22 protein-coding genes are annotated in these 22,025 nt (G+C 41.7%); 12 read left to right on the forward strand and 10 right to left on the reverse strand.

Translation table 11 applies throughout. The features are described 5' to 3' along the window. Nucleotides 1–5: 5 nt before the first annotated feature. From dapB to AC1XUE_RS05150, 6 genes are all read right to left on the reverse strand, one after another. Nucleotides 6–725, reverse strand: coding sequence for a 4-hydroxy-tetrahydrodipicolinate reductase (dapB, locus tag AC1XUE_RS05125; protein WP_483354858.1), 720 nt, complete (start codon nt 723–725; stop codon nt 6–8). A 68-nt stretch (nt 726–793) separates the two neighbouring features. After that, complete coding sequence (locus AC1XUE_RS05130) at nt 794–1,486, reverse strand: DUF5683 domain-containing protein (RefSeq protein ID WP_483354859.1); 693 nt, start codon at nt 1,484–1,486, stop codon at nt 794–796. Next, entirely contained in the window at nt 1,483–2,412 is a 930-nt protein-coding gene (locus AC1XUE_RS05135; RefSeq protein WP_483354860.1) for a ParB/RepB/Spo0J family partition protein, read from the reverse strand. Before AC1XUE_RS05135 ends, AC1XUE_RS05130 begins: the two co-directional genes overlap by 4 nt. Before the next feature lie 27 nt (nt 2,413–2,439). Beyond that, complete coding sequence (locus tag AC1XUE_RS05140) at nt 2,440–3,237, reverse strand: ParA family protein (protein ID WP_483354861.1); 798 nt, start codon at nt 3,235–3,237, stop codon at nt 2,440–2,442. Between the two features lie 164 nt (nt 3,238–3,401). Then, nucleotides 3,402–4,424 (reverse strand): radical SAM protein, encoded by a 1,023-nt coding sequence (locus AC1XUE_RS05145; RefSeq protein ID WP_483354862.1) that lies wholly within the window; start codon nt 4,422–4,424, stop codon nt 3,402–3,404. Between the two features lie 127 nt (nt 4,425–4,551). After that, nucleotides 4,552–5,013: an Lrp/AsnC family transcriptional regulator gene (locus tag AC1XUE_RS05150; RefSeq protein WP_483354863.1), complete on the reverse strand. Its 462-nt coding sequence runs from the start codon at nt 5,011–5,013 to the stop codon at nt 4,552–4,554. Nucleotides 5,014–5,189: 176 nt separating this feature from the next. On the opposite strand from AC1XUE_RS05150, the gene ald reads away from it, so the two are divergent. After that, complete coding sequence (gene ald / locus AC1XUE_RS05155) at nt 5,190–6,302, forward strand: alanine dehydrogenase (protein WP_483354864.1); 1,113 nt, start codon at nt 5,190–5,192, stop codon at nt 6,300–6,302. A gap of 73 nt (nt 6,303–6,375) precedes the next feature. On the opposite strand, the gene AC1XUE_RS05160 is transcribed toward ald, so the two are convergent. Beyond that, nucleotides 6,376–6,924: an outer membrane beta-barrel protein gene (locus AC1XUE_RS05160; protein ID WP_483354865.1), complete on the reverse strand. Its 549-nt coding sequence runs from the start codon at nt 6,922–6,924 to the stop codon at nt 6,376–6,378. A 554-nt stretch (nt 6,925–7,478) separates the two neighbouring features. On the opposite strand from AC1XUE_RS05160, the gene AC1XUE_RS05165 reads away from it, so the two are divergent. From AC1XUE_RS05165 to AC1XUE_RS05175, 3 genes are all read left to right on the forward strand, one after another. Next, nucleotides 7,479–9,248 carry a DEAD/DEAH box helicase gene (locus tag AC1XUE_RS05165; protein WP_483354866.1) on the forward strand — a complete coding sequence of 590 codons (1,770 nt, stop codon included), beginning with the start codon at nt 7,479–7,481 and terminating at the stop codon, nt 9,246–9,248. 148 nt (nt 9,249–9,396) lie between these two features. After that, a complete protein-coding gene (locus AC1XUE_RS05170; protein WP_483354867.1) occupies nt 9,397–9,912 on the forward strand; it encodes a DinB family protein in 516 nt (171 codons plus the stop codon). A 50-nt stretch (nt 9,913–9,962) separates the two neighbouring features. Next, the gene (locus AC1XUE_RS05175) at nt 9,963–10,808 is read left to right on the forward strand and encodes a sugar phosphate isomerase/epimerase family protein (RefSeq protein ID WP_483354868.1); all 846 of its coding nucleotides are present in this window, start codon (nt 9,963–9,965) and stop codon (nt 10,806–10,808) included. Between the two features lie 4 nt (nt 10,809–10,812). Here the strand turns inward: AC1XUE_RS05175 and AC1XUE_RS05180 are convergent, their stop codons facing one another. Next, a complete protein-coding gene (locus AC1XUE_RS05180) occupies nt 10,813–11,739 on the reverse strand; it encodes a zinc dependent phospholipase C family protein (RefSeq protein WP_483354869.1) in 927 nt (308 codons plus the stop codon). A 390-nt stretch (nt 11,740–12,129) separates the two neighbouring features. Here AC1XUE_RS05180 and AC1XUE_RS05185 point away from each other — a divergent pair, with 390 nt between their 5' ends. Next, nucleotides 12,130–12,576, forward strand: coding sequence for a Dabb family protein (locus tag AC1XUE_RS05185; protein WP_483354870.1), 447 nt, complete (start codon nt 12,130–12,132; stop codon nt 12,574–12,576). Nucleotides 12,577–12,632: 56 nt separating this feature from the next. Here AC1XUE_RS05185 and ung read toward each other — a convergent pair whose 3' ends face one another. After that, nucleotides 12,633–13,298, reverse strand: coding sequence for a uracil-DNA glycosylase (gene ung / locus AC1XUE_RS05190; protein ID WP_483354871.1), 666 nt, complete (start codon nt 13,296–13,298; stop codon nt 12,633–12,635). Between the two features lie 140 nt (nt 13,299–13,438). Here ung and apaG point away from each other — a divergent pair, with 140 nt between their 5' ends. The 7 genes from apaG to AC1XUE_RS05225 all read left to right on the forward strand — a co-directional run bounded on the left by apaG (nt 13,439) and on the right by AC1XUE_RS05225 (nt 20,993). After that, entirely contained in the window at nt 13,439–13,825 is a 387-nt protein-coding gene (apaG, locus tag AC1XUE_RS05195; protein WP_483354872.1) for a Co2+/Mg2+ efflux protein ApaG, read from the forward strand. A gap of 40 nt (nt 13,826–13,865) precedes the next feature. After that, the gene (locus tag AC1XUE_RS05200) at nt 13,866–14,642 is read left to right on the forward strand and encodes an O-methyltransferase (RefSeq protein ID WP_483354873.1); all 777 of its coding nucleotides are present in this window, start codon (nt 13,866–13,868) and stop codon (nt 14,640–14,642) included. A gap of 38 nt (nt 14,643–14,680) precedes the next feature. Continuing rightward, the gene (locus AC1XUE_RS05205; RefSeq protein ID WP_483354874.1) at nt 14,681–15,673 is read left to right on the forward strand and encodes a DUF2157 domain-containing protein; all 993 of its coding nucleotides are present in this window, start codon (nt 14,681–14,683) and stop codon (nt 15,671–15,673) included. Further along, the gene (locus AC1XUE_RS05210) at nt 15,670–16,818 is read left to right on the forward strand and encodes a hypothetical protein (protein WP_483354875.1); all 1,149 of its coding nucleotides are present in this window, start codon (nt 15,670–15,672) and stop codon (nt 16,816–16,818) included. The genes AC1XUE_RS05205 and AC1XUE_RS05210 overlap by 4 nt, the downstream gene beginning before the upstream one ends. 34 nt (nt 16,819–16,852) lie before the next feature. After that, nucleotides 16,853–17,833: a glycoside hydrolase family 43 protein gene (locus AC1XUE_RS05215; protein WP_483354876.1), complete on the forward strand. Its 981-nt coding sequence runs from the start codon at nt 16,853–16,855 to the stop codon at nt 17,831–17,833. Nucleotides 17,834–17,837: 4 nt separating this feature from the next. Next, nucleotides 17,838–18,902: an endonuclease/exonuclease/phosphatase family protein gene (locus AC1XUE_RS05220; RefSeq protein WP_483354877.1), complete on the forward strand. Its 1,065-nt coding sequence runs from the start codon at nt 17,838–17,840 to the stop codon at nt 18,900–18,902. A gap of 63 nt (nt 18,903–18,965) precedes the next feature. Further along, nucleotides 18,966–20,993: a T9SS type A sorting domain-containing protein gene (locus AC1XUE_RS05225; protein ID WP_483354878.1), complete on the forward strand. Its 2,028-nt coding sequence runs from the start codon at nt 18,966–18,968 to the stop codon at nt 20,991–20,993. Nucleotides 20,994–21,166: 173 nt separating this feature from the next. On the opposite strand, the gene ypfJ is transcribed toward AC1XUE_RS05225, so the two are convergent. Continuing rightward, on the reverse strand, nt 21,167–22,015 hold the full coding sequence (gene ypfJ, locus AC1XUE_RS05230) for a KPN_02809 family neutral zinc metallopeptidase (RefSeq protein WP_483354879.1): 849 nt from the start codon (nt 22,013–22,015) through the stop codon (nt 21,167–21,169). Nucleotides 22,016–22,025 lie beyond the last annotated feature (10 nt).

The following is a 22,025-nucleotide window of genomic DNA, read 5'->3' on the forward strand; positions in this document are numbered from 1 at the left end:
GGTGGCTAATCAAGATTACTCAGAAGATCATTCATACCAAAAACTCCCTTTCTACCTACCAGCCATTCAGCAGATACAACTGCACCGGAAGCAAATCCCTGCCTGTTATGAGCTGTATGAGAGATTTCAATACTATCTACAGGAGAATCATACTTAATAATATGAGTACCCGGCACCTCTCCTTCACGTTCGGCAGTGATGGAGATAAAACCATTAGCTTCTTCAGGAGCCAATTTCCAACCTTCGATTGTATTTGCTTCTTCGCTAATTCCCTCTGCAAGCGTGATAGCTGTACCACTTGGGGCATCTAATTTGTGGATGTGGTGAATTTCTGTCATGGATGCAGTATAGCCCTGCCCATTCATCAGTCTGGCCAACTGCCGGTTTAAGCGGAAGAATAAGTTGACGCCGATACTATAATTAGATGCGTAAAAGAATGCACCGCCCTTTTCCTGGCACAATAATTCAATTTCGGAGCGGTGCTCCAGCCATCCGGTTGTTCCACTTACAATAGGCCAACCTTTTTCAAGACAGTACTTTATATTTGCATAAGCAGACTCAGGTGAGCTGAATTCTATAGCAACATCCACATCATCTGCGGTGAGCTGATCCATGTCTGCTCTATTCTGAACGTCAATTCTACCTACAATTAAATGTCCTTTGTCCAGTGCAATCTTCTCGATTGTCTTGCCCATTTTGCCGTAGCCAAGCAGTAATATCTTCATTTTTTCGATCTGAACCGCAGCACATTTAGCTTCGGCATTATTTACTTGATTAATAAACCGTATACTTCCTATTTGATATTGAATACCAGTCTTAACCCGGGAGTTGGCTCCCTCATCATGGGCTGACTGATCTTGGGCTCTACTCTTAATGAAAGATCGTCAGACAAGTCAAACGTTTTCAGGTGCGCCGCTACGTTCGCCTCAATAATAGTTAACGAATAAATAAGGCCGGCTACAATGATAGACAGGTTCTTATTTCTTCGCCAATAGTTCTTTTGTCTTTCAATCTGGTCCTTCGTTGCCGTACGCATTTCACTTTCTGTGTTGAACAAGTTTCTGACTCTCACACTTGTTGTCGGCATATCCGGCTTTAATGTACCATAATCAGCGTGGTCTTTTGGTACATCCAGGATATAGAATTCTTCGTAGGCAGATAGAAAATCATTGTACTTTAACCGATTAAGATTCCATGCATATACTCCTCCTCCAATAGAAAGATAAATAATAGGTAATTTCCAGTAATCTCTGTTATAGGCCTGTCCGCCTCCTGGTATAAGTGCCAGACGTGTAGCTAGTTTAGGATTAGGCATAAATTTCTTTTTCCCATTTTTCCCTAATAGTGAATCTACAACTGCCACAACAGCACTATCCGAAACAGCCACTGTTCGGGGAACGGTCTTAACAGTGTCTAACGTTGTTTTCTGACTCATCCCTACCAAAGGTCCTAACAACACTGCCATTAACAAAAACCACTTTTTCAAGCTCTCCCTTCAAATTTTAGTGTTTCCAATATTTTCTCAAGCTCTTCTTTGGATTCAAATGGTATTTTAATCTCACCTCTATTACCATTATCACTTTTTACAGACACCTTTGCGCCAAATAACGAAGACAGCTGAAATTGTAATGTCTTAAATTCCTGTTTAGCCGGAACCGGTTTCTTAGGCTCTTCAGTGATAGCGCTGAGCATACCCAGCTTGCGAACTTCCTCCTCCACTTTCCTCACTGACCAGCCCTCTTCAATGATTTTATTAAAGATTTTCAGCTGGCTCATATCGCTGTTAATTGTAATAATCGCTCTGGCATGTCCCATGCTGATCTGATTATCTCGTAATGCCGCCTGAATCACGGGTGGAAGTTTAAGCAGCCGGATATAGTTATTAACCGTTGTTCTGTTTTTACCTACCCGTATACCCAACTCCTCCTGTTTCAGATTACATTCAAGAATTAACCGCTGATAGCTCAATGCAATCTCTATAGAATTGAGATTTTCACGTTGAATATTTTCTATCAACGCCATTTCAAGCATTTGCTGATCATCTGCAGTCCTCACATAAGCGGGAATACTTGCCAGTCCGATAGATCGTGAGGCCTGTAAACGTCGTTCACCTGATATAAGCTGATACGAATCCTCACCAATTTTACGAACTGTGATTGGCTGAATGATCCCCTGAATTCGTATAGAATCAGCTAATTCCTGCAGAGCTTCCTGATCAAAACTTGTACGTGGTTGATAAGGATTTGCTTCAATCGTTGTGATATCCAGGTCACTCATCGAACCCACCACATCGGTGACAGCAAGTCTGGAAGTAGTTGCACGTGGTGTATTAACCTTTTCAGAGTCCTGCAAAAGTGCTCCCAGACCCCGGCCAAGGCCAGTCATTCTTTTATTCTTATTTGTTGCATCCATTTGCGCTATCCGCTAACCTGTTCCCTATCAATTAACTCCCAAATGCCTGTCAGAAGATAGCAATCCGTTTTTAGTAAGAATTTCCCGTGCCAGGTTCAGGTAACTTATCGCACCCTTACTGTCCGCATCCTGCGCCATTACAGGAATTCCATAACTGGGAGCTTCACTAATCCTTACATTACGCGGAATAATCGTATTAAAAACCAAAGATTCAAAGTGACTTGTCACTTCATTAACAACCTGATTGGAGAGACGAAGACGTAAATCGTACATCGTCAGAAGAATTCCTTCAATAACAAGTCCTGTATTTAATCTTGATTGGATAATTGTTATCGTATTAAGCAGCTTACCAAGTCCTTCTAATGCAAAATATTCACATTGCACTGGTATGACTACCGAATCGGCAGCTGTAAGGCTGTTTATAGTAATAAGCCCCAGAGAAGGCGAACAGTCGATGATTATGAAATCATAATTATCTCTTACCTCGGCTATCGCATCCTTCATCCTGAGCTCACGATTTTTTAGATTGATCATTTCTATTTCAGCTCCGACAAGATCAATATGTGAAGGTAAAAGATGCAGATTTGGAAAATCTGTTTCAAGAATTATATCTGCTGTTTTAGCCTGCTCTACCATGCATTCGTAGATACTGTTTTCCATTTCCTGCGGATTAAATCCCAGCCCGGATGTCGAGTTTGCCTGAGGATCTGCGTCAATCAGCAGTGTCCGGAATTCAAGTGCCGCCAAACTAGCAGCCAGATTAATAGCAGTGGTGGTTTTGCCAACTCCACCCTTTTGATTTGCGATTGCAATTACTTTGCCCATGTATTCATGTGAGTTACCCGATTCAAATTTCCACTATTCAGGGCAAACCACCAAAAAATGTTCCACGGAGTTTCAATAAAATGATTTAAGATACTTAAAATCAACCAATTGATAAATATTATTATTTAATTAAAATTTCTTAAAGGAGAAAAAAAGGGAGTGTTTCACGCCCAAACCTCGGTTCCTTCGGTGCAATTTTTGCACATTTCAATCTCCGAACGGGAGCGTATCAGGGACGCACGAAAATCAGTATACTTTTTCCCTTTCCACAACTGCGTGAAGGTCTCTTGCTTCATATCACCAAGTTTGTATTCGGCATCTTTATCAAAGCAACAGGGAACAACAGCGCCATCCCAGGTAATGACACAGGAATGCCACATTTTCCAGCAATGATCTACAAACTTGTTTTTAATTGAAAACCCTCCCGAATCATTCTTCTTGTAACGCGAATATTTATCTATGGTAGGTATCAGATCCGATCCTTCTTCATAGTCATAAATCTGGGCGGTTTTTAATCCTACTTCATCCACGCCCATATCCAGGGCCAGCTTTTTCACATCCTCTATCTGATGTTCATTAGGCTTCACAACCAGAAACTGAAAAATAACATGTGGTGTACCGGACTTCAGCTCTTTCTTCCATTTGATGATATTCCGTGTTCCTTCCAGCACCTTATCCAAATTTCCTCCGATTCGGTATTGCTGGTAAACATCCTGCGTGGTTCCGTCAATCGAAATAATGATTCTGTCCAGACCCGACTCAACTGTTTTCTTCGCCTTCTCATCTGTCAAATAGTGTGCATTGGTGGATGTGGCAGTGTAGATACCCTTTTTGTGCGCGTAGTTGACCAGCTCGAAAAATTTGGGATGAAGATACGGCTCGCCCTGAAAATAGAAAATGAGGTAAAGCAGCCGGTCGGCAAGTTCGTCAATCGTTTTCTTATACAATTTCTCCTCCATCATTCCGGTAGGTCTTGTAAAAGATCTTAATCCACTGGGACATTCCGGGCAACGTAAATTACAAGAGGTGGTAGGTTCAAATGAAATCGCTATGGGCATTCCCCAGTGAACCGGTTGCTTTGTTGCCTTTGAATAAAAATAACTACTTAAAATCTGAATTGCATTCCAAGCCCTTCGTGGCGTTACTTTTGACATCAGATTCAACCCATCCTTAAAATTTTTGTTCATCAGTAATAGCTTTTAGCTGTTAGCAGTTAGCTAATGGCTGAGTTTTTAATCGAATATTAGGGAAACTATTAACAGGCTTAGTAATCTGCTAATATAACTCCTACTGAACTTATTTATATCTAGTTATCTACCTTACAGGTATACCGGTAGTATGCTTTATTTCGGATATAACGAAATAACTACTAATATGTAACACACTACTCAAGGCAGAAAGTTTAAGCTGATAGAATTGATTATAATCTTCGGAGTCTGCTACGACGACTTTCAGCATATAATCAAAATTGCCGGATACGACAGAGCATTCCAATACTTCAGGCATTCCGGCAATAGCTTTATTAAATTCTTCGAAGCTTTCCTTCCGCTGCTTGTCCAATGTGACATGGCAGTAAACCAATAAAGATTTGCCCAATTTCCTTCTATTGAGCAAACACACATATTTTTCAATAAATCCCTCACGCTCCATTTTACGGATTCTTTCGTGAACCGGCGTAACCGACAAATTGATTATGCTGGCAATCTCCTTGATGGTCATATGTGCATTTTCCTGCAACAATTCCAATATTTTTTTATCGGTGGCGTCCGGTTGCATAAAGTATTTTTTATTGTCTGAAATCCACAGCAACAAGCCTAGGAGAATATTTTTCCACAAAAATCAGAAAAAATAGTTTTGTTTTCTATTCAACGGCGATTTTGAAGGATCATTTTCCGCAATCAAGTAAATTTGGGATAAATAATACTCTATTTCAAGCCTAAAACTTCTTTCCAATGATTATTGGCGTACCCAAAGAAATTAAAAACAATGAAAATCGTGTGGCAGTAACTCCGGCCGGTGTTACTGAGTTCATTAAAAACGGACATACTATTTATGTTCAGAGCGAAGCGGGTAGTGGAAGCGGTTTTTCTGATGTGCAGTATGCAGATGCAGGAGCTGTCATTTTGTCAACCATTGAAGAAGTTTATGCAATCGCAGAAATGATTGTAAAGGTAAAAGAGCCTATTGCAAGGGAGTATCCGCTGATTAAAGAAAACCAACTTCTTTTCACCTACTTCCATTTTGCGTCCTCAGAAGCTCTTACCAAAGCAATGATTGAGCGTAAGGCCATTTGCCTTGCTTATGAAACAGTCGAAAAAACAGACAGAAGCCTACCCCTTCTTGTGCCGATGAGTGAGGTGGCGGGACGCATGGCAATTCAGGAAGGAGCGAAATACCTTGAAAAACCAATGGGAGGCTTTGGAATCCTTCTTGGAGGAGTTGCTGGTGTGAAGCCTGCAAATGTGTTGGTATTGGGAGGCGGAATCGTAGGAACACAGTCTGCGAAAATGGCTGCTGGTCTGGGTGCAAATGTTACGATTATGGATATCAGCCTTCCAAGATTGAGATATCTGGAAGACATTATGCCAGCCAACGTAGATACCGTCATGTCCAATGAATACAACATCCGCGAAATGATCCAGAGCACCAACCTGATCATTGGTGGCGTATTGATACCGGGCGCAAAAGCTCCTTCTCTAATAACCCGTGATATGCTGAAATTAATGAAGCCGGGAACAGTAATGGTCGACGTGGCAATTGACCAGGGAGGTTGCTTTGAAACTTCGTATGCTACCACACATGAAGATCCTATATATGAAGTGGACGGTGTGGTACATTATTGTGTGGCCAACATGCCGGGTGCGGTTCCATACACGTCTACATTGGCACTCACAAATGCGACGCTTCCTTATGCGATTCAGTTAGCAAACCAAGGTTGGAGAACTGCATGTGCCAGCAATGAGGAACTTAAAAAAGGCTTGAACGTGGTAAGTGGAAAGATCGTTTTCAAAGGTGTATCAGATGCATGGAACCTCCCTTACTCTGATGTCAGTGAGGTTCTTTAATTATATTTAAAACAATGAATAAGCCGCCCCTGCATTTTGTACAGGGCGGCTTATTGATTATAATCTTTAGGCTCTATAAACCAAAGTTTTTGGAGATTCCGACGCCTGCACCACTACCAAATTGAAGACCAAAGTGAGAACTTCCCGATGAAGCACCTTTCACTTTACTGGTATTTAATGCCAGACTTCCAAAATTAAAGTTCAGTGCAAATCCGTTCTTCATGTTAACACCAATTGCAGGAAACAATTCTCCCTGAAAGCCATTGGACTTAACCCCGGCTATTTTCCCTGAAACTACATTTGCATTAAATTGGCCGTAAACAGCAAATACATCGGACAAAGGATAGGCGTAACGAACAAAGGGACCGGCACCGAATGCATTACTTTTTACAGAAGGATTTCCTTGTTTCCAGTTTTCAGTACGGAGATTTACACCTGCAGTCCAGTTGTCGTTAAACTGGTAACCAACGCCAGGAGTTAACTTGAAGCTGGTTGTTTTAACATCGGTTGCGGATTTAGCTGAATTAATACCCAAATCCCCGTATACAAGTAACGTGTTTTTCTGCGCATGCGCTACAAATCCCGCAGTGACCAATAGAGCAGTTAAGATGATTTTTTTCATGATATAGTTGTGTATTGAACGCTGTTTTCCTGAAATAGGAAAAATCGGACTTAATACGCCTCAAATCACATAAAGTCACATTACGTTGTAGTAAGCAGCGAAAATGATATCTTGAAGCGACCGTTATGACTCTCTGCAACCTTCCGGTTTCTAAAAATATTACTATTTTATTTAGCTGCATGTTGCATATTCAAATATTTCCCTTACTTTTGCATAAAATTTGAACGAACATCCGTTCGCTTCTCTGCCTCATATATGGTTTGGGTGCAAATACGCACCGCCAGCATTAAAAATGTCCTGCTGGTAATTACCGTTCGTCATGCAGAGCCCCACGGATTGTTTGTGGTTGGTGGGCTTTTGCGCAATCCCCTTTTGAATTAAAAAATAACTGGCTGTTTTTTGTTTGCTGGCATTAAGTCTAAGACTTATTTCCGCTGACCCGAAAACATACTGTGCATATTGCGTTTGATATTTCAGACTGCTCACCCGAATTTTAGATTTAACGATCTGTAAATCAATGTATTTCACAAGAATTTAATAACAATCAAGATAGAATGACAACTGAAACAATTGAAACTTTTGAGACCTTTGCCGATCTTGGGCTCTCAGAAAACACCCTTAAGGCCTTAACTGAAATGGGTTTTGAAAAACCCTCTCCTATCCAGGCGCAAGGTATTCCAGCTGTAATGAGTGGTGCTGACATGATTGGTCAGGCTCAAACCGGAACGGGAAAAACTGCTGCGTTTGGAATTCCTGTACTTGAAAGAATTGATACTGCTAATAATGCCGTTCAGGCGCTTATACTTTGCCCTACCCGTGAACTTGCAGTGCAGGTATCTGAGGAACTGGGACGTCTTGCAAAATACCACAGAGGTGTAAGAATTGAAGCCATATATGGTGGAGATTCAATTGATCGCCAGATTCGCTCTTTGAAAAAAGGCGTACATATCGTAGTAGGTACTCCTGGTCGTGTAATGGATCACATGGAACGTCGTACATTAAAATTTGACCAGGTTCGCATGATGGTTCTTGACGAAGCTGATGAAATGCTTGATATGGGTTTCCGTGAGGATATTGAGAGCATTCTTGCAGAAATGCCGGAAGACCGTCAGACGATATTGTTCTCGGCTACGATGTCGAAACCAATTATGTCTATCACAAAACGTTTCCTTCATGATCCTGTATTGATCAAAGTGGTTCGTAATGAACTTACTAACGTCAACATAGAGCAGGTATGTTTCGAGGTGAAGCCTCAGGCGAAAGTGGAGGTAATGACTCGTCTTATTGACATGTACCACCTGAAGTCACTTCTTGTATTCTGTAATACGAAACGTAAAGTGGATGAGATTGTTGAAGACCTTCAATTACGTGGATACGCTTCAGAAGGTATTCATGGAGATTTGCGTCAGCAGCAAAGAAGCAACGTAATGAGCAAATTCAAGGCTGGTGTTACTACCATCCTTGTAGCAACAGACGTAGCTGCACGTGGTATCGATGTAAGCGGATTGGATGGTGTGATCAACTACGATATCCCTTTGGATGAAGAGTATTACGTACACCGTATTGGTCGTACAGGTCGTGCAGGAATGTCCGGAAAAGCTTTTTCTCTGGTAGCTCGTGACGAAAAGTTTCGTCTCAAAACTATCGAAAACTACACAAAGGTAAAAATCGAAAAAGGAGTTATTCCTTCTTTTGAAGATATCGTTGGTGTTCGTAAAGCGCGATTCGTTGAGAAAATTGCTGCTTCTATCGGAGAAAGTAATGATGCTGACTTATACGCGGATGTACTTGAAATGCTTCACCATAGCGGTTTCTCCACTGAGCAAATCGTAGGTGCGATGGCTAAGCAAATTATGGGTGTTCAGAAAAACGAATATTCAGACAGCAACCTGGCATGGGAAGAAAGACGCGGAGGAGAACGCCCGGAGCGTGGCGGAGATCGCCGTGGTGCTGATCGCGGCAGCCGTTTCGAAAGAGGCGGAAGAGATGAACGTCGTGGTGCTAGCTCTGATCGTTTTGCACCTCGTTCAGATTCACGGAGAGAAGGTGGAAGAGAAGAGAGACGTACCGGATCTGCTACTCCGGAAGCCGGGATGACCCGTTTGTTCCTAAGCCTTGGCCGTAAAGATCACATTTTGCCAAAAGATATCGTTGGAGCCATTGCCGGAGAAGCTAATATTCCTGGAAAGACGATCGGAGCCATTGACATTTATGACAAATTCACTTTTGTAGATGTGCCCGAACGTGATGCACGCACAGTATTACGTGCTATGGACGGAAATACAATCAAAGGAAAGCCAGTACAGATTGATATTGCCAAATAAGGCGACTTTAATTTGTGATATATTACAGAGGAACTCTTCATCGGGTTCCTCTTTTTTATTTTCAGGAGAACAAAATTGTCTTTTTATTGGTACAAAGAATAGCAGTGATTACAAAATCCTAACATCAACTTTGCAAAACTCTATCGCTATGCAAAATCAGTCCAAGGCCGAAGTCTGGCTCAGAGGCCCGCTTCCGGAAATACCTCCTTTGTTACAGCCTGCAGCACATGCTCTTCTACAAGCTTTGGAAGAACTACAGGAGGTAACTTTGCCTGATCACCTACTTTGGGAAAAACCAGCCGGAATTGCCTCCGTTGGCTTTCATCTTCAGCATCTTACCGGTGTTTTAGATCGGCTTTTCACCTACGCGAGACAAGAGCAGCTTTCTGATAGCCAGCTGGCCTACCTCAAAAATGAGGGAATTGCACCAATTGAAAATTGCTCGTATCAATTCTTACTACACAGTTTTGAAAGGCAGATCGGCATTGCTTTGGAGCAAATAAAGCATACCGACGCGCATTCCCTCACCGGGATCCGGTTTGTAGGGAGAGCTAAAATACCATCCACGCACCTGGGACTGATATTTCATGCAGCGGAGCACACTCAGCGGCATCTTGGACAGCTACTGGTTACAGCACGAATTCTTAAGTCACAAGGTGAGTAGAACATATTTGCAAAAGAACTTTTGAATTTAAATCACAAATTATTTAAAAAATGAAATTTACTAAGTTTACTATTTTGTCATGCTGCATGGCGTTGTTATGCATTTCAGCAATGGCACAAAAGAATCCGGAAGATAAAGCAGGGTGGAAATTAGGTGCTCAATCTTATACATTCCGATTATTCACTTTTGCTGAAGCTTTACAAAAAATAGACAGCTGTGGTCTGAAATATGTGGAGGCCTTTCCCGGACAAACGATTGGCGGCGGGATCGAGGGCAAAATGGATTTCAAAATGGATGCTGCCAAAAGAAAGCAGGTAAAGGATTTGCTTAAAAAGCACGGTATCACCATGACTGCCTATGGTGTCGTAAAAGGTAAAGACGAAGCAGAATGGAAACAGCTTTTCGAATTTGCCAAGGACATGGGTGTCCTCAATATTGATACAGAGCCGGATCCGAATCAATTAAAATACATTATTCCAATGGCTGAAAAGTACAAGGTCAATCTGGCACTACATAATCACCCGAAGCCTTCGCGCTATTGGCATCCTGATTCCGTTCTTAGGTATGCCGCCGGAAGTAAATTTGTTGGTTCCTGCTCTGATATCGGCCACTGGGTTCGTTCCGGCCTCGATCCGGTTGAGTGTCTTAAACAACTGGAAGGACATGTTCTTGGTATGCATTTCAAGGATGTAAAAAAAGATACACCAGATGGCAAATACTATGATGTAGTGTGGGGAAATGGTGACAGTAAGGTCAATGAAGTAATGGCTGAAATGAAACGTCAGAAATTCAAAGGACCGATCTCTGTCGAATATGAATATCACTGGGAAAACAATGGTCCGGAGGTAGCCAAGAGCGTGCAGTACTTCCGGGAAACTTATGTAAAATTAAAATAGCAGGTCAGTTATCACTTTCTGATCTGACTTTGAGAAGCCGCTGTAGCCAACTTCGTTGTTCGGCGGCTTCTTCTTCTTCTTTACTTGTGGATAATGCTGACGAAGATAAGTTTATAAGGTTCGGCTGCCCGGCATTAATCCAGCAAGTGTACCACATATCTCCCACCATCGCTACTGACGCCTTCATACGGCGCTCCACCTGTCCACTCAACATTTCCTCAAAACGCCCCGAAAACTCTCTGGTGTAAGTCCTGGTAAGCACGTTATTTCTTAGTTCGTAAGTGTATTTTTTATCGGGATCAAAAGACGCTGTAAGTTCCCTTTCAAACTGAAACACAGAATCGCTTGCGGCATGCGATTCAGCTACAACACGCCAGACATCAGTGCTGACATTGTCAATATACCTTACTTCTCCAATCCAAAGCTGATAGTTCTCTGCAAACAATTCCGGCAATCTGGACTCCCAAAATCCGTGGATCCCCTCCTGCCCTGTCAGCTGGCCATTGTAATTACGTGTGGTGTGTAAAGGAACATGAGCATCTGCAACATAGTGTCCCAGATCTGCGCTCAGCCGAAGTATGCGTGTGACGTTTTTCTCCTTGAATGCTTCGGTGAGTTGATAAGATGCCATTTGCAGGTGCCAGGGTACGATGCCATGCCTTCGAAGACTGTCTTCTCCAAATTTGGCAACAGCATCCTGCCAAAATTTCGGCAAAATAAGTAATGCGCTATCTCCATAAACATCCAAATCAATGAAGTGCCGCTCGGCTTCTCCCACCACGGCATATCTTCGCTTGTCTGGATTTACGGCGTTTTCCGTAAGATAATCAATATGAGTTTTATAAAAATACTGCATTTCAATCGGAAGACGGAATACAGCCAGACGATTGATCCGCTTGTGAGCCCAGAAGCCCCAATTCGGTCGTTTCATGGCAGATGAGCAGCAGAAACTTACGAATACACCGAAAATAACCGTCTTTTTCAAAAATATTTTTAATGATGCCAAAATCGCTTTCAGTATAAAATTTCGAACTGACATTCAGAGCCAAATGCAATGTTTATACAGAATCGTGCATAAAAAGTAACAGAAGAGAACATCTTCAAACATGTATTTATCCAAACAACAAAAAATGACACTGTGCTGTGTTGATTTGACATCCAAAATCCCAGTAACTGCCAAAGGTGGGACGATAAATGAAACAAAATATTATTTCTACATATCCTATTTTAAAAAAATATAATTCTAAAATGACTTGATTTTTCAATATATATTATATTTATTATAAAAATAGTACAATTAAATTTTTATATTTACTTTTGTTTGGCTCAAAATCAACTTTGGCTATACACAGATAAAATAAAAATGAAACCTCGTAATAAAACAATAGGATATCTAATACCCGTTTTTGCCCTGTCCCTGTTTATGCTGGTAATTTACGGTGCGTACGTTCCGCATAAACCTGCTGAAATCCAACGTGTGGTTTGTATTAAATTTAAACCAGGGACAAGCGGTGAAACTATTGAAAAGCATATGCGTGACTTCGCAACATTGAAGAACAACGTAAAAGATGTAGTTGCTTATTCTGCTGGGAAAGTTGAAAAAAGTAAAGCGGATGGCGAGCAGTTTGACGTAGTGCATTATCTTACTTTCCGCACGAAGGAGAGTGCCGACGAATATGTTACAGATACAGACCGTCAAGAATTTATAAAGGTAAATGAAGCTAATTGGGACAAGGTCTTAGAGCTTAATTCCAATATTCAAAAATAAATAGTAATAGGAGTGAAAATTAGAAAAAGAGCCGGGCTTCCCGACTCTTTTTTTCGTTACCACTCTATGGGCTTTAATCCGTGTTGCTCCAGATATTGATTAGCCAGGCTGAAGTGATGATTGCCAAACCATCCTCCTGCATTAGCAGACATAGGTGATGGATGACGCGATTTAAGTACAAAATGTTTGCTCTCCTCAATGACTGCGCCTTTATCCTGAGCATATTTCCCCCAAAGCAAGAATACAACGTTTTGCTTTTCTTTGGATATACAAGTAATCACTGCGTCAGTAAATTTCTCCCAGCCCTTGTTCTGATGTGATCCTGCTGCCGCGCTTTGAACTGTGAGTGTAGCATTGAGCAATAGTACACCTTGCGAAGCCCATCTTTCCAAATTCCCGGTTGACGGAACAGGCTTACCCAAATCTTGCTGAATTTCTTTAAATATATTTACAAGCGAAGGTGGTATCCTGACCCCATCATTGACCGAAAAACACAGTCCATTAGCCTGGCCAGCTCCATGATAAGGATCCTGGCCCAAAATAACCACGCGACAGTTATCAAATGAACAGTGATTGAACGCGTTAAATATTTGCTTGGCCGGCGGGAAAATCTGCTTCGTAGCATATTCCCCTTTTATAAAAGTGACTAAAGATTGAAAATAAGGCTTTTCAAATTCCGGCGCCAGACGCTCTTTCCACGATTCCTCTATTTTTACATCCATCCAATTGAGTTTAAATTAAAAACCAAATTAATATCTTTTGATTTGGTTTTGTCAGCAAATGATGACTATTTTCGTCTGGTACGAGTATTTATGGTCAAAAACTGGTACTTACACAAGTACAAACACAACACCTGATTCTTATGGTTTCAAAAGTTACAGAAGGTGTAAAAGTCACCGTACTGACAGAATATCAGCCCGACTACTCTAATCCTGGGCAGGAGCACTACGTGTTTACATATAAAATCATGATTGAGAACCGTAGTGAACATACCGTAAAGCTTTTACGCCGCCATTGGCTGATCTACGATGCGAACGCCTCTGTGAGGGAGGTGGAAGGTGAAGGTGTTGTAGGATTACAGCCTATATTGGAACCCGGCGATGTACATGACTATGTATCCGGCTGCAATTTAAGAACTGATATTGGTAAAATGGCCGGAACTTATCTGATGGAGCGAATTATAGATGGTAAACAATTCAGAGTGATTATACCTGCATTTTCGCTGGTTGTACCTTACAGATTGAACTGATCCAACCAAGAGATTTTAAATTGCTATAAATTAAGACGAATTGATTGCTTCTTATATCAAATATCTGTTTCGTTCCGGTAACGAACATGCCATACATTCCCCGTTTTTGTTTGAATTATACAAGAACGTCATTGCGGTCAAAAACGACAAAAATACTGATTATACCAGCCTGCAGATATTAAGAAAAAAATTACTTTGTTCTGAACAGGAGATTGAAATTTTAGATCTCGGGGCGGGTTCTCGTATCAATAAGTCTAACACGCGAAAACTGAAAACCATTGCCAAAAACGCTGAAAAACCTGAAAAATTTGGACGGTTGTTCTATCGTCTTATCAAGCGTTTCAAGCCTGGCAATATTCTCGAACTGGGAACCTCGTTGGGGCTCACCACGCTATATATGTCAAAAGCGAGTCCGCAAACTCGAATTGTTACATTTGAAGGGTGTCCGCAAACGGCTCAGGTTGCTCGTGAAAACTTCAAGAATGAAGGTAGGGATAACATAGAAATTGTGGTAGGAAACATTGATCAAACGCTACCTGAAACGCTTAAGAGCTTTTCCAATGGTATTGACTATGCCTACTTTGATGCCAATCACCGCTTTGAGCCTACAGTAAGGTACTTTGAACAATGCTTGCCTTATGCGCATAATAACAGCCTGTTTATATTTGATGATATCTACTGGTCTGATGAGATGACAATGGCCTGGAGCCATATCAAAGCGCATCCTCAGGTTACCCTTACTGTAGATTTGTTTTGGATTGGTCTGGTTTTTTTCAGAAAAGAACAGGTAAAAGAAGACTTCATTCTACGATTTTAACAAAAAGAAATTTATGCGAAAGAGTAATATCTTACAGTATGTCCAAATCCACTATCCGGAACATGACCAGTAACGATATACTCAGGCAACTTCGCAACAGTGAAATCATATCGAAACAGCAAGAAGGGCTTATATCCCAATTCCTGAATTCACGCCCTTTTTCCGTCTACAAAGAGCTTCGCAGTATATTGTATCTCGGCATAGTGCTCTTTACATCAGGCATCGGAGTCATCGTGTATGACAACATTGATAGCATAGGTCATCAGGTCATCATCGCATTACTGGCAATTTTGTGTGTTGTATTTTTTGCTCATGCTTTGAGGCATCGCTGTGGTTTTTCCTGGTCAAAGGTAAATCCACAAAACCAATTGGCCGACTATAGCCTGTTGACCGCATGTAGCTTATTTCTGATTCTGGAAGGTTACGTTCAATATCAATATACATTATTCGGAACCAGCTATGGACTGGCAGTAGCTGTTCCAACGTTTCTTTTTTTTCTTATTGCTTATCGCTTTGATCATTTAGGCGTGTTATCTATGGCACTAACAGGACTTGCGTCCTGGCTAGGACTCACCATCTCCCCTACTTCTGTTCTACGCGGCAATGACTTCACCAACCAAAGTTTGCTGATATCAGCTATCGCATTGGGCCTGGTTCTTTCATTAATAGGCAAGTTGTCTGAATTAAAGCAGCTTAAAAGTCATTTTAGCTTTACGTATACGTTGTTTGGAGCAAATCTTGCCGCAGCGGCTACTATTGCGGGAATGTTTAACCATTCTCCCTGGATTATATACTTCATCATTTCGGTAGCCCTATCATTCTATCTGATACAAACTGCGCGTAAAGATCAGGTTGCCATTTTTTTAGTGATGGGTGTTATTTATGGCTATATAGCTATTAGTTATGCCTTTTTCCATATCACTCCTGATGTGATGATCGGCATGTTCGGTGTGCTGTATATGCTCGTTTCCAGCGCCGGAACGCTGATCTTTCTTTTGAACTTCAAGAAAATTCTAGGAACTGGAAAATGAAAAGAGCATATCAGCAAACCTGGATAAACAATCTCTACCTGCAAAACCAATGCAAACGGTGGATGTCAGAGAAATTGCTTTCAGAAGCGCAGTTTGCTCAAATTTGCACGCAGTTTCCTCAGCAATTCTATCTTCCGAGTTTATTTGTACGAATAGGACTTTTCCTGTTTGCCAGCATAGCCAGCGCATTTTTTGTGAGTTTTATTACTTTACTTTTTGGGATGGATTCAGGAGATTCCTTTATCATTCCGATCATAATTTCCGGAATTGTCTTTTTTGTGAGTCTGGAATATATGATCAAGCAAAAGAAGCTATACCATTCCGGAGCAGACAATGCACTATTGTACTCGGGACTGATCTGTTTGTTTGTTCCAGCAATACTTCATTACGAGAACGGGCTGGAAATATGGCAGTATTGTATAATTGCCTTATTGATGCTTGTGCCAGCATTTTATCGTTATGCCGACTCATTGCTTGCGATTTGCATATTGATTAGCGTATATACCCTTGTTATGAGCCTGATTATGAAATCAGTACCCGGACGCATGTTACTACCTTTCGCCATCATGGTTATGTCGACCAGTATATACTTTTTTGTTCGGAAAATACGTGACATTTATTACCGGCAAAGTCGTATTTTAATAGAATTTATCGCGTTGCTACTGCTATATCTTAGTGGTAACTATTACGTGGTGCGGGAAGCAAATGCATTCATTAATGATCTGCACGGAACGGAAAGCCCGCAAATAGATTTCGCCATTCTGTTTTATATATTTACATTAGCTGTCCCATTACTATTTTTATTTCTTGGACTTCGAAGGAAGAATCGTATTCTCCTTGTAACAGGTTTGCTAGCCTTCGCTTTTAGCGCATTCACATGCTATTATTACTCCGAATTTCTTCCAGCTTCACAGGTTATTGCTCTGGCTGGCATCGTAATGATTACCCTATCTGCACTTTGTATACATTATCTGAAAAAGCCTAAATTCGGCATCAGCGATCATCCCGAAGAAAACGCGTCTGCATCTCTGTACATACAAACTATAATTGCTTCTGAATTTTTAAGTGATGTTCCTGTCAGAGAAGACCATAAGTTTGGTGGAAGCGGCAAATTCAGCGGAGGAGGATCTGCTGGTGAATACTAAACCAATTAACCTATATTTATTTTAATTTAACACCATGAAAAAATGTATTGTCGCAGCCATGGCCCTTTTGAGTCTTCAACCTGTTTTTGCTCAGAAGGAGAAAAAAGAAACATCAGGCAATCCTATCTTTCCCGGCTGGTATGCTGATCCTGAGGCTATCGTATTTGGAAAAGAATACTGGGTATATCCTACTTTTTCGGCGCCGTATAACAAGCAGGTTCACTTTGATGCCTTTTCATCTACAGATCTTGTCAATTGGAAAAAGCATGCATCTATATTGGATACCTCAGCTATAAAATGGGCAAAACGTGCGATGTGGGCTCCATCCATCATCAAAAAAGACGACAAATATTTTTTCTTCTTCGGAGCCAATGATATTCAGAATGATCAGGAAAAAGGAGGTATAGGTATAGCGGTAGCCGACAAGGCTGAAGGACCGTACAAAGACTATTTGGGCAAACCACTGATCGACAAGTTCCATAACGGTGCGCAGCCAATTGACCAGTTTGTATTCAAGGATAAAGACGGACAGCATTACCTTTATTATGGTGGATGGAAACACTGTAATGTTGCAAAGCTGAATGATGATTTTACAGGTTTTATCCCTTTTGAAGATGGTAGTATTTTTAAAGAGGTTACTCCGGAAGGTTATGTGGAAGGGCCATTCATGTTTATCCGTGATGGAAAGTACTACTTCATGTGGTCGGAAGGAGGATGGACGGGCCCGAATTATTCTGTAGCTTATGCTATTGCGGATTCACCTTTCGGACCTTTCAAAAGGATTGACAGAATACTGCAACAGGATCCTACCGTGGCCAGAGGAGCAGGTCACCATTCAGTTATCAAAGGTCCGGGAAAAGACCAGTATTATATTGTATATCACCGCCGCCCACTTACAGAAACAGATGGGAATCATCGTGAAACTTGTATTGATGTCATGACCTTTAACGAAAAAGGCTTAATCAATCCTGTGAAGATTACTACAACGGGAGTAAAAAAACAAAAACTAAAATAGTTACATGCAGTCATTAAAGCTCTCCCTGGAAGTTTTCTCGGGCCTGATTATTCTTTTCTCACTGATGCCTCTGGTCAGAAATGATTACTGGACATTCCGAGTCTTCGACTACCCAAGATTGCAGAAACTGTTTCTGAATCTGGTTGTCATTATCCTTTATTCATTTTATTTCGAAGTAAAGGAGCCATTTGAAATAGCCATTTTCGCAGCCCTGATCATCAATTGCTTTTATCTGATCTACCAGATATACCCCTTCTCTTTTCTTGCAAAAAAAGTACTGCTGAAAAGGTCCTTTACAGACCATAAGAATGAGCTTAGTATTATTTCTTCAAACGTGTATCAGGACAATAAGAATACGGTTGGCTGCCTGAGCATGATTGAAAAGAATGATCCTGATATTGTGCTTTTATTAGAAACGGATCAATACTGGTACAAGGGCACTGAGAAACTGAAAGAAAAATATCCTCACCAGGTATTGATCCCTATTGAAAATACATACGGAATGCTGCTTTACTCAAAGCTCAAACTGGTCAATCCCGAAGTGCGTTATTTGGTTGACGATGAAATTCCTTCAATCACAACCAAAGTAGAACTTCTATCAGGAAAACATATTACCTTACACTGTGTACATCCTACTCCACCAGTGCCCGGGGAGAACCTCTATGCAACTGAGCGCGATAAGGAATTGTTACTGGTAGCCAAAGAAGTAAAAGAAAATCCTGGCCCCACTATCGTAGTTGGTGATCTTAATGATGTGGCATGGTCTCATACTACCAAGTTGTTTACTAAAATAAGCGGGACACTCGATCCAAGAATAGGAAGAGGATTCTTTAATACCTTTCATGCGAAATACCCATTTCTGCGATTCCCGTTGGATCATGTGTTCTGCAGTACTGATTTTAAGCTGGTTACGATGCGGCGATTAGAAAATTTCAATTCAGATCATTTTCCTATTTACATCGCATTGCAGTATGAAGAGCAGGCAGACGACCAGCAGGAAGAGCCTGAAGCTGATCATGAAGAACTGGAAGAAGCACACGAAAAGATCAATAAGGAAGTGCCGGAATAATTATTTGACACTATCCTGTCTTTCAGTTCACATTTCTATTTATCAGTCTTCTCACAGGCCATCATGAAATCGAAGTTTTCCGGAGTATTCAATCAGATTTTTTTTCTGCTTACTGCGTTCTGCTGCTTTCATAATTTCTCAGATGGTGTACGTGCTGAAAAAATAAGCTTTGTAAATTTTAATACAATACCACAAAACTACCAGTTGTATCCGCGTGATATTAAGGACGAAGCGGACGTATCTGTATCGGGTACGGTTGATCTGCCTGAGTACAGCTACATGTCTGTCATGGTGTATCGTAACGAAGTACTGGTGAAATATCTGCGTGCCGCGATTGGCTACAGTGCAGGTGGGGGCTTCAGTACTACAGCAAAAATCAAAGCAGAACTGGCAGATTACCGTTTCAAGATTTACGCTTGTAAACCTGGTGACTCAACGATGATCGCTGACCGGCAGAATATTGTAAGTGGAGATGCGTACTTGCTAACGGGACAATCCAACTCCACCGGTTTCTTTACTGAAAAGCAAACAAGCAAGTATTGCAGATCGTTTGGAAAAATAACCGGCAACTTAAACACGGATCCTTATAATCCTGCCGATACTCTCTGGGCACTGTCCAATCAGGAAAATTCAGGATCCCTGGTGGGAACCATGGGATTGGAAATACAAAGGCAACTGGTAGAAGTATCTGGGATTCCCAACTGTCTCATCAATGGTGGATTTCACTGGTCATCTGCCGAAGCCCATTCCCGACGCACATCAGGGAACCCCGCTGATCCGAATAATGGTTATGGGCGGATGTTGTACAGGGTTCAAAAAGCAGGACTGACCAAAGCGGTGCGCGGACTTGTTTTCAGACAAGGTGAAACAGAGGCATATCACGAAGGATCCAACTGGGAAGGCTATTTCGATCTGTTTAGAAAAAACCTGTATACCGATTATCCCAATCTTCAAAATCTGTATGTATTTCAAATTGATATCATTTATTACAATTCCCCGATAGGTGCAATTGTCAGGGACTATCAGCGCAGGCTACCACAAATCTATCCGGATGTACGATCGATCGCGAGTGTAGGAACTACCGGATTTGACGGACTCCACTACTCCAGGGAAGGCAATATCCAGAGTGGACAGGAGGTAGCCCGTCTGATCGCCAGAGATTTCTACCAACTAACGGATACGCTCAATATCAACTCACCAGATGTCCGGAAGGCATTTTACAGTAGCCTTGCGAATGACAGATTAATCCTCGCTTTTGATGAGGGCCAGGAACTCGTATATCCCGAAGCATACAAACCAGATCATTCCGATGTGACGCTGCACATGAAGGATTTCTTTTATCTCAACGATAATGCCGGAGCCGTGTTGTCCGGCACAGCAGAAGGTAATCGTATTATTCTTGAATTAAAAGGCGGCCAATCGGCAAAGGAATTTAACTATCTTCCCAACTATATAGAAGCCAGCCCACCCTATTTCAGATATACTGGTCCTTATTTAAAAAACAAGCTCGGCATGAGAGCTTTTTCTTTTTTTCATGTATCGATTGGGAACGCGTTAGACACTCCTGTACTGGATGCTCAGCCAGGTACTAACCGCGATGTAACATTGACCTGGAATGAAGTGCCTGATGCTAAAAGCTATGTTTTGGAACGAAAAGATCACACTAATACCAGTTACAGAGGCATTGCAGTATTGCCAGCTTCTTCCAGAACGTATCGGGACAACCTGGTTTCAAGCGGACAATCGTCAAACTACCGTTTAAAAGCCGTTAGCGACAAAGCAGAATCAGCTGAATTTGGTTATGCAGAAATCATGACTGACATTGTTCTTGGTACGCATCAGGAAGTCAGCAAAATGTTCACCGTGTATCCCAATCCGTCTGTGAGCCAGGAAGGAATTATAGTCCGGTTTGTACAACCATCTACTGGGAAAATCAGTTTATGGAGTCTGGCGGGAAATTTACTCGCCCTTGAATCCGTCAATCAACAAGCTGATATCAAGCTTCATACCGGCACTACGAAGCCGGGTATTTATTTGCTAAAATTTGAATCAAAAACAAAAAGCTACGTATCAAAGGTTATTATACGGTAATTAATTTACCACATGTATTTTAAGCGCCGCAACAATATAACACCGCTGCAATTCCATATCATACCCTCGCAATCAATACAATAACTGCCAGATCAGACAGCACGGGAGAGTCCGAAGAAAAATAGCTTCAGTTGTGACAAGTGGATAGTTTTTGGCCTCCACTTGTCAGACAACTATTTAATATCATCAAATTTCCCCTGGCTTAAATCTCCGGTTTCAAATCCTTTTTTGAACCAGTACATCCGTTGCTCAGAGGTCCCATGTGTAAAAGCATCAGGCACTACATAACCCTGAGATTGCTTTTGAAGTTTATCATCACCAATGGCATTCGCGGCTGCAAGAGCTGATTCCAGATCACCTGGCTCGAGTATTTTTTCCATTTTATTGGCATGATTTGCCCAAACACCAGCCAGAAAATCCGCCTGTAACTCCAGTTTTACGGATAACTTATTGTATTCTGCCTTGCTTAATCTACCTCGCTGTTCCTGCACTTGGGAAGAAATTCCCATCAAATTCTGAACGTGATGCCCTACTTCGTGCGCAATGACATAGGCCACAGCAAAGTCACCAGGTGCCTTAAACTTCGTGCGCAACTCATCGCAAAACGACAAATCAATGTATACCTGCTGATCTGCAGGACAGTAAAAAGGTCCCATTGCAGCTGAAGCGCTGCCACAAGCTCCCTGCGTGGCATTTTCAAAAATTTGCAGTGTAGGCTGTTGATATTGCGCATTATTCTCAGTGTATATCTCTCCCCATACGTCTTCGGTACTGCCCAACACTTTAGTAACAAGGTCGGCTGTACGGTCGTCTGGTCTGGGTCCTGGCTGACGCGCACCAGTTTGCTCGGTTGTTTGCGCTCCCTGCAGGTTTTCCATAATCTGCCCGGGATCCTGGCCTGTGAGCAGCCCTAATACTACCACGATAATTACTCCGACTCCTCCAAGTGCAACCTTGCCGCCACCCGACATCCCGCGGCGGTCATCTACATTACTACTTCCGCGTAAATCCTGCCAACGCATAATTTTAGTG

It is taken from the genome of Dyadobacter sp. HNCC25DJ187 (assembly GCF_056895255.1).

Bases quoted from the DNA above. Each gene is read 5' to 3' on its own strand.
- AC1XUE_RS05160 (WP_483354865.1), bottom strand. From the start codon at position 6,924: ATGAAAAAAATCATCTTAACTGCTCTATTGGTCACTGCGGGATTTGTA.
- AC1XUE_RS05165 (WP_483354866.1), top strand. From the start codon at position 7,479: ATGACAACTGAAACAATTGAAACTTTTGAGACCTTTGCCGATCTTGGG.
- AC1XUE_RS05175 (WP_483354868.1), top strand. From the start codon at position 9,963: ATGAAATTTACTAAGTTTACTATTTTGTCATGCTGCATGGCGTTGTTA.
- ung (WP_483354871.1), bottom strand. From the start codon at position 13,298: ATGGATGTAAAAATAGAGGAATCGTGGAAAGAGCGTCTGGCGCCGGAA.
- AC1XUE_RS05215 (WP_483354876.1), top strand. From the start codon at position 16,853: ATGAAAAAATGTATTGTCGCAGCCATGGCCCTTTTGAGTCTTCAACCT.
- AC1XUE_RS05220 (WP_483354877.1), top strand. From the start codon at position 17,838: ATGCAGTCATTAAAGCTCTCCCTGGAAGTTTTCTCGGGCCTGATTATT.
- AC1XUE_RS05210 (WP_483354875.1), top strand. From the start codon at position 15,670: ATGAAAAGAGCATATCAGCAAACCTGGATAAACAATCTCTACCTGCAA.
- AC1XUE_RS05180 (WP_483354869.1), bottom strand. From the start codon at position 11,739: ATGAAACGACCGAATTGGGGCTTCTGGGCTCACAAGCGGATCAATCGT.
- AC1XUE_RS05225 (WP_483354878.1), top strand. From the start codon at position 18,966: ATGAAATCGAAGTTTTCCGGAGTATTCAATCAGATTTTTTTTCTGCTT.
- ypfJ (WP_483354879.1), bottom strand. From the start codon at position 22,015: ATGCGTTGGCAGGATTTACGCGGAAGTAGTAATGTAGATGACCGCCGC.
- ald (WP_483354864.1), top strand. From the start codon at position 5,190: ATGATTATTGGCGTACCCAAAGAAATTAAAAACAATGAAAATCGTGTG.
- apaG (WP_483354872.1), top strand. From the start codon at position 13,439: ATGGTTTCAAAAGTTACAGAAGGTGTAAAAGTCACCGTACTGACAGAA.
- AC1XUE_RS05145 (WP_483354862.1), bottom strand. From the start codon at position 4,424: ATGAACAAAAATTTTAAGGATGGGTTGAATCTGATGTCAAAAGTAACG.
- AC1XUE_RS05205 (WP_483354874.1), top strand. From the start codon at position 14,681: ATGTCCAAATCCACTATCCGGAACATGACCAGTAACGATATACTCAGG.
- dapB (WP_483354858.1), bottom strand. From the start codon at position 725: ATGAAGATATTACTGCTTGGCTACGGCAAAATGGGCAAGACAATCGAG.
- AC1XUE_RS05150 (WP_483354863.1), bottom strand. From the start codon at position 5,013: ATGCAACCGGACGCCACCGATAAAAAAATATTGGAATTGTTGCAGGAA.
- AC1XUE_RS05140 (WP_483354861.1), bottom strand. From the start codon at position 3,237: ATGGGCAAAGTAATTGCAATCGCAAATCAAAAGGGTGGAGTTGGCAAA.
- AC1XUE_RS05135 (WP_483354860.1), bottom strand. From the start codon at position 2,412: ATGGATGCAACAAATAAGAATAAAAGAATGACTGGCCTTGGCCGGGGT.
- AC1XUE_RS05170 (WP_483354867.1), top strand. From the start codon at position 9,397: ATGCAAAATCAGTCCAAGGCCGAAGTCTGGCTCAGAGGCCCGCTTCCG.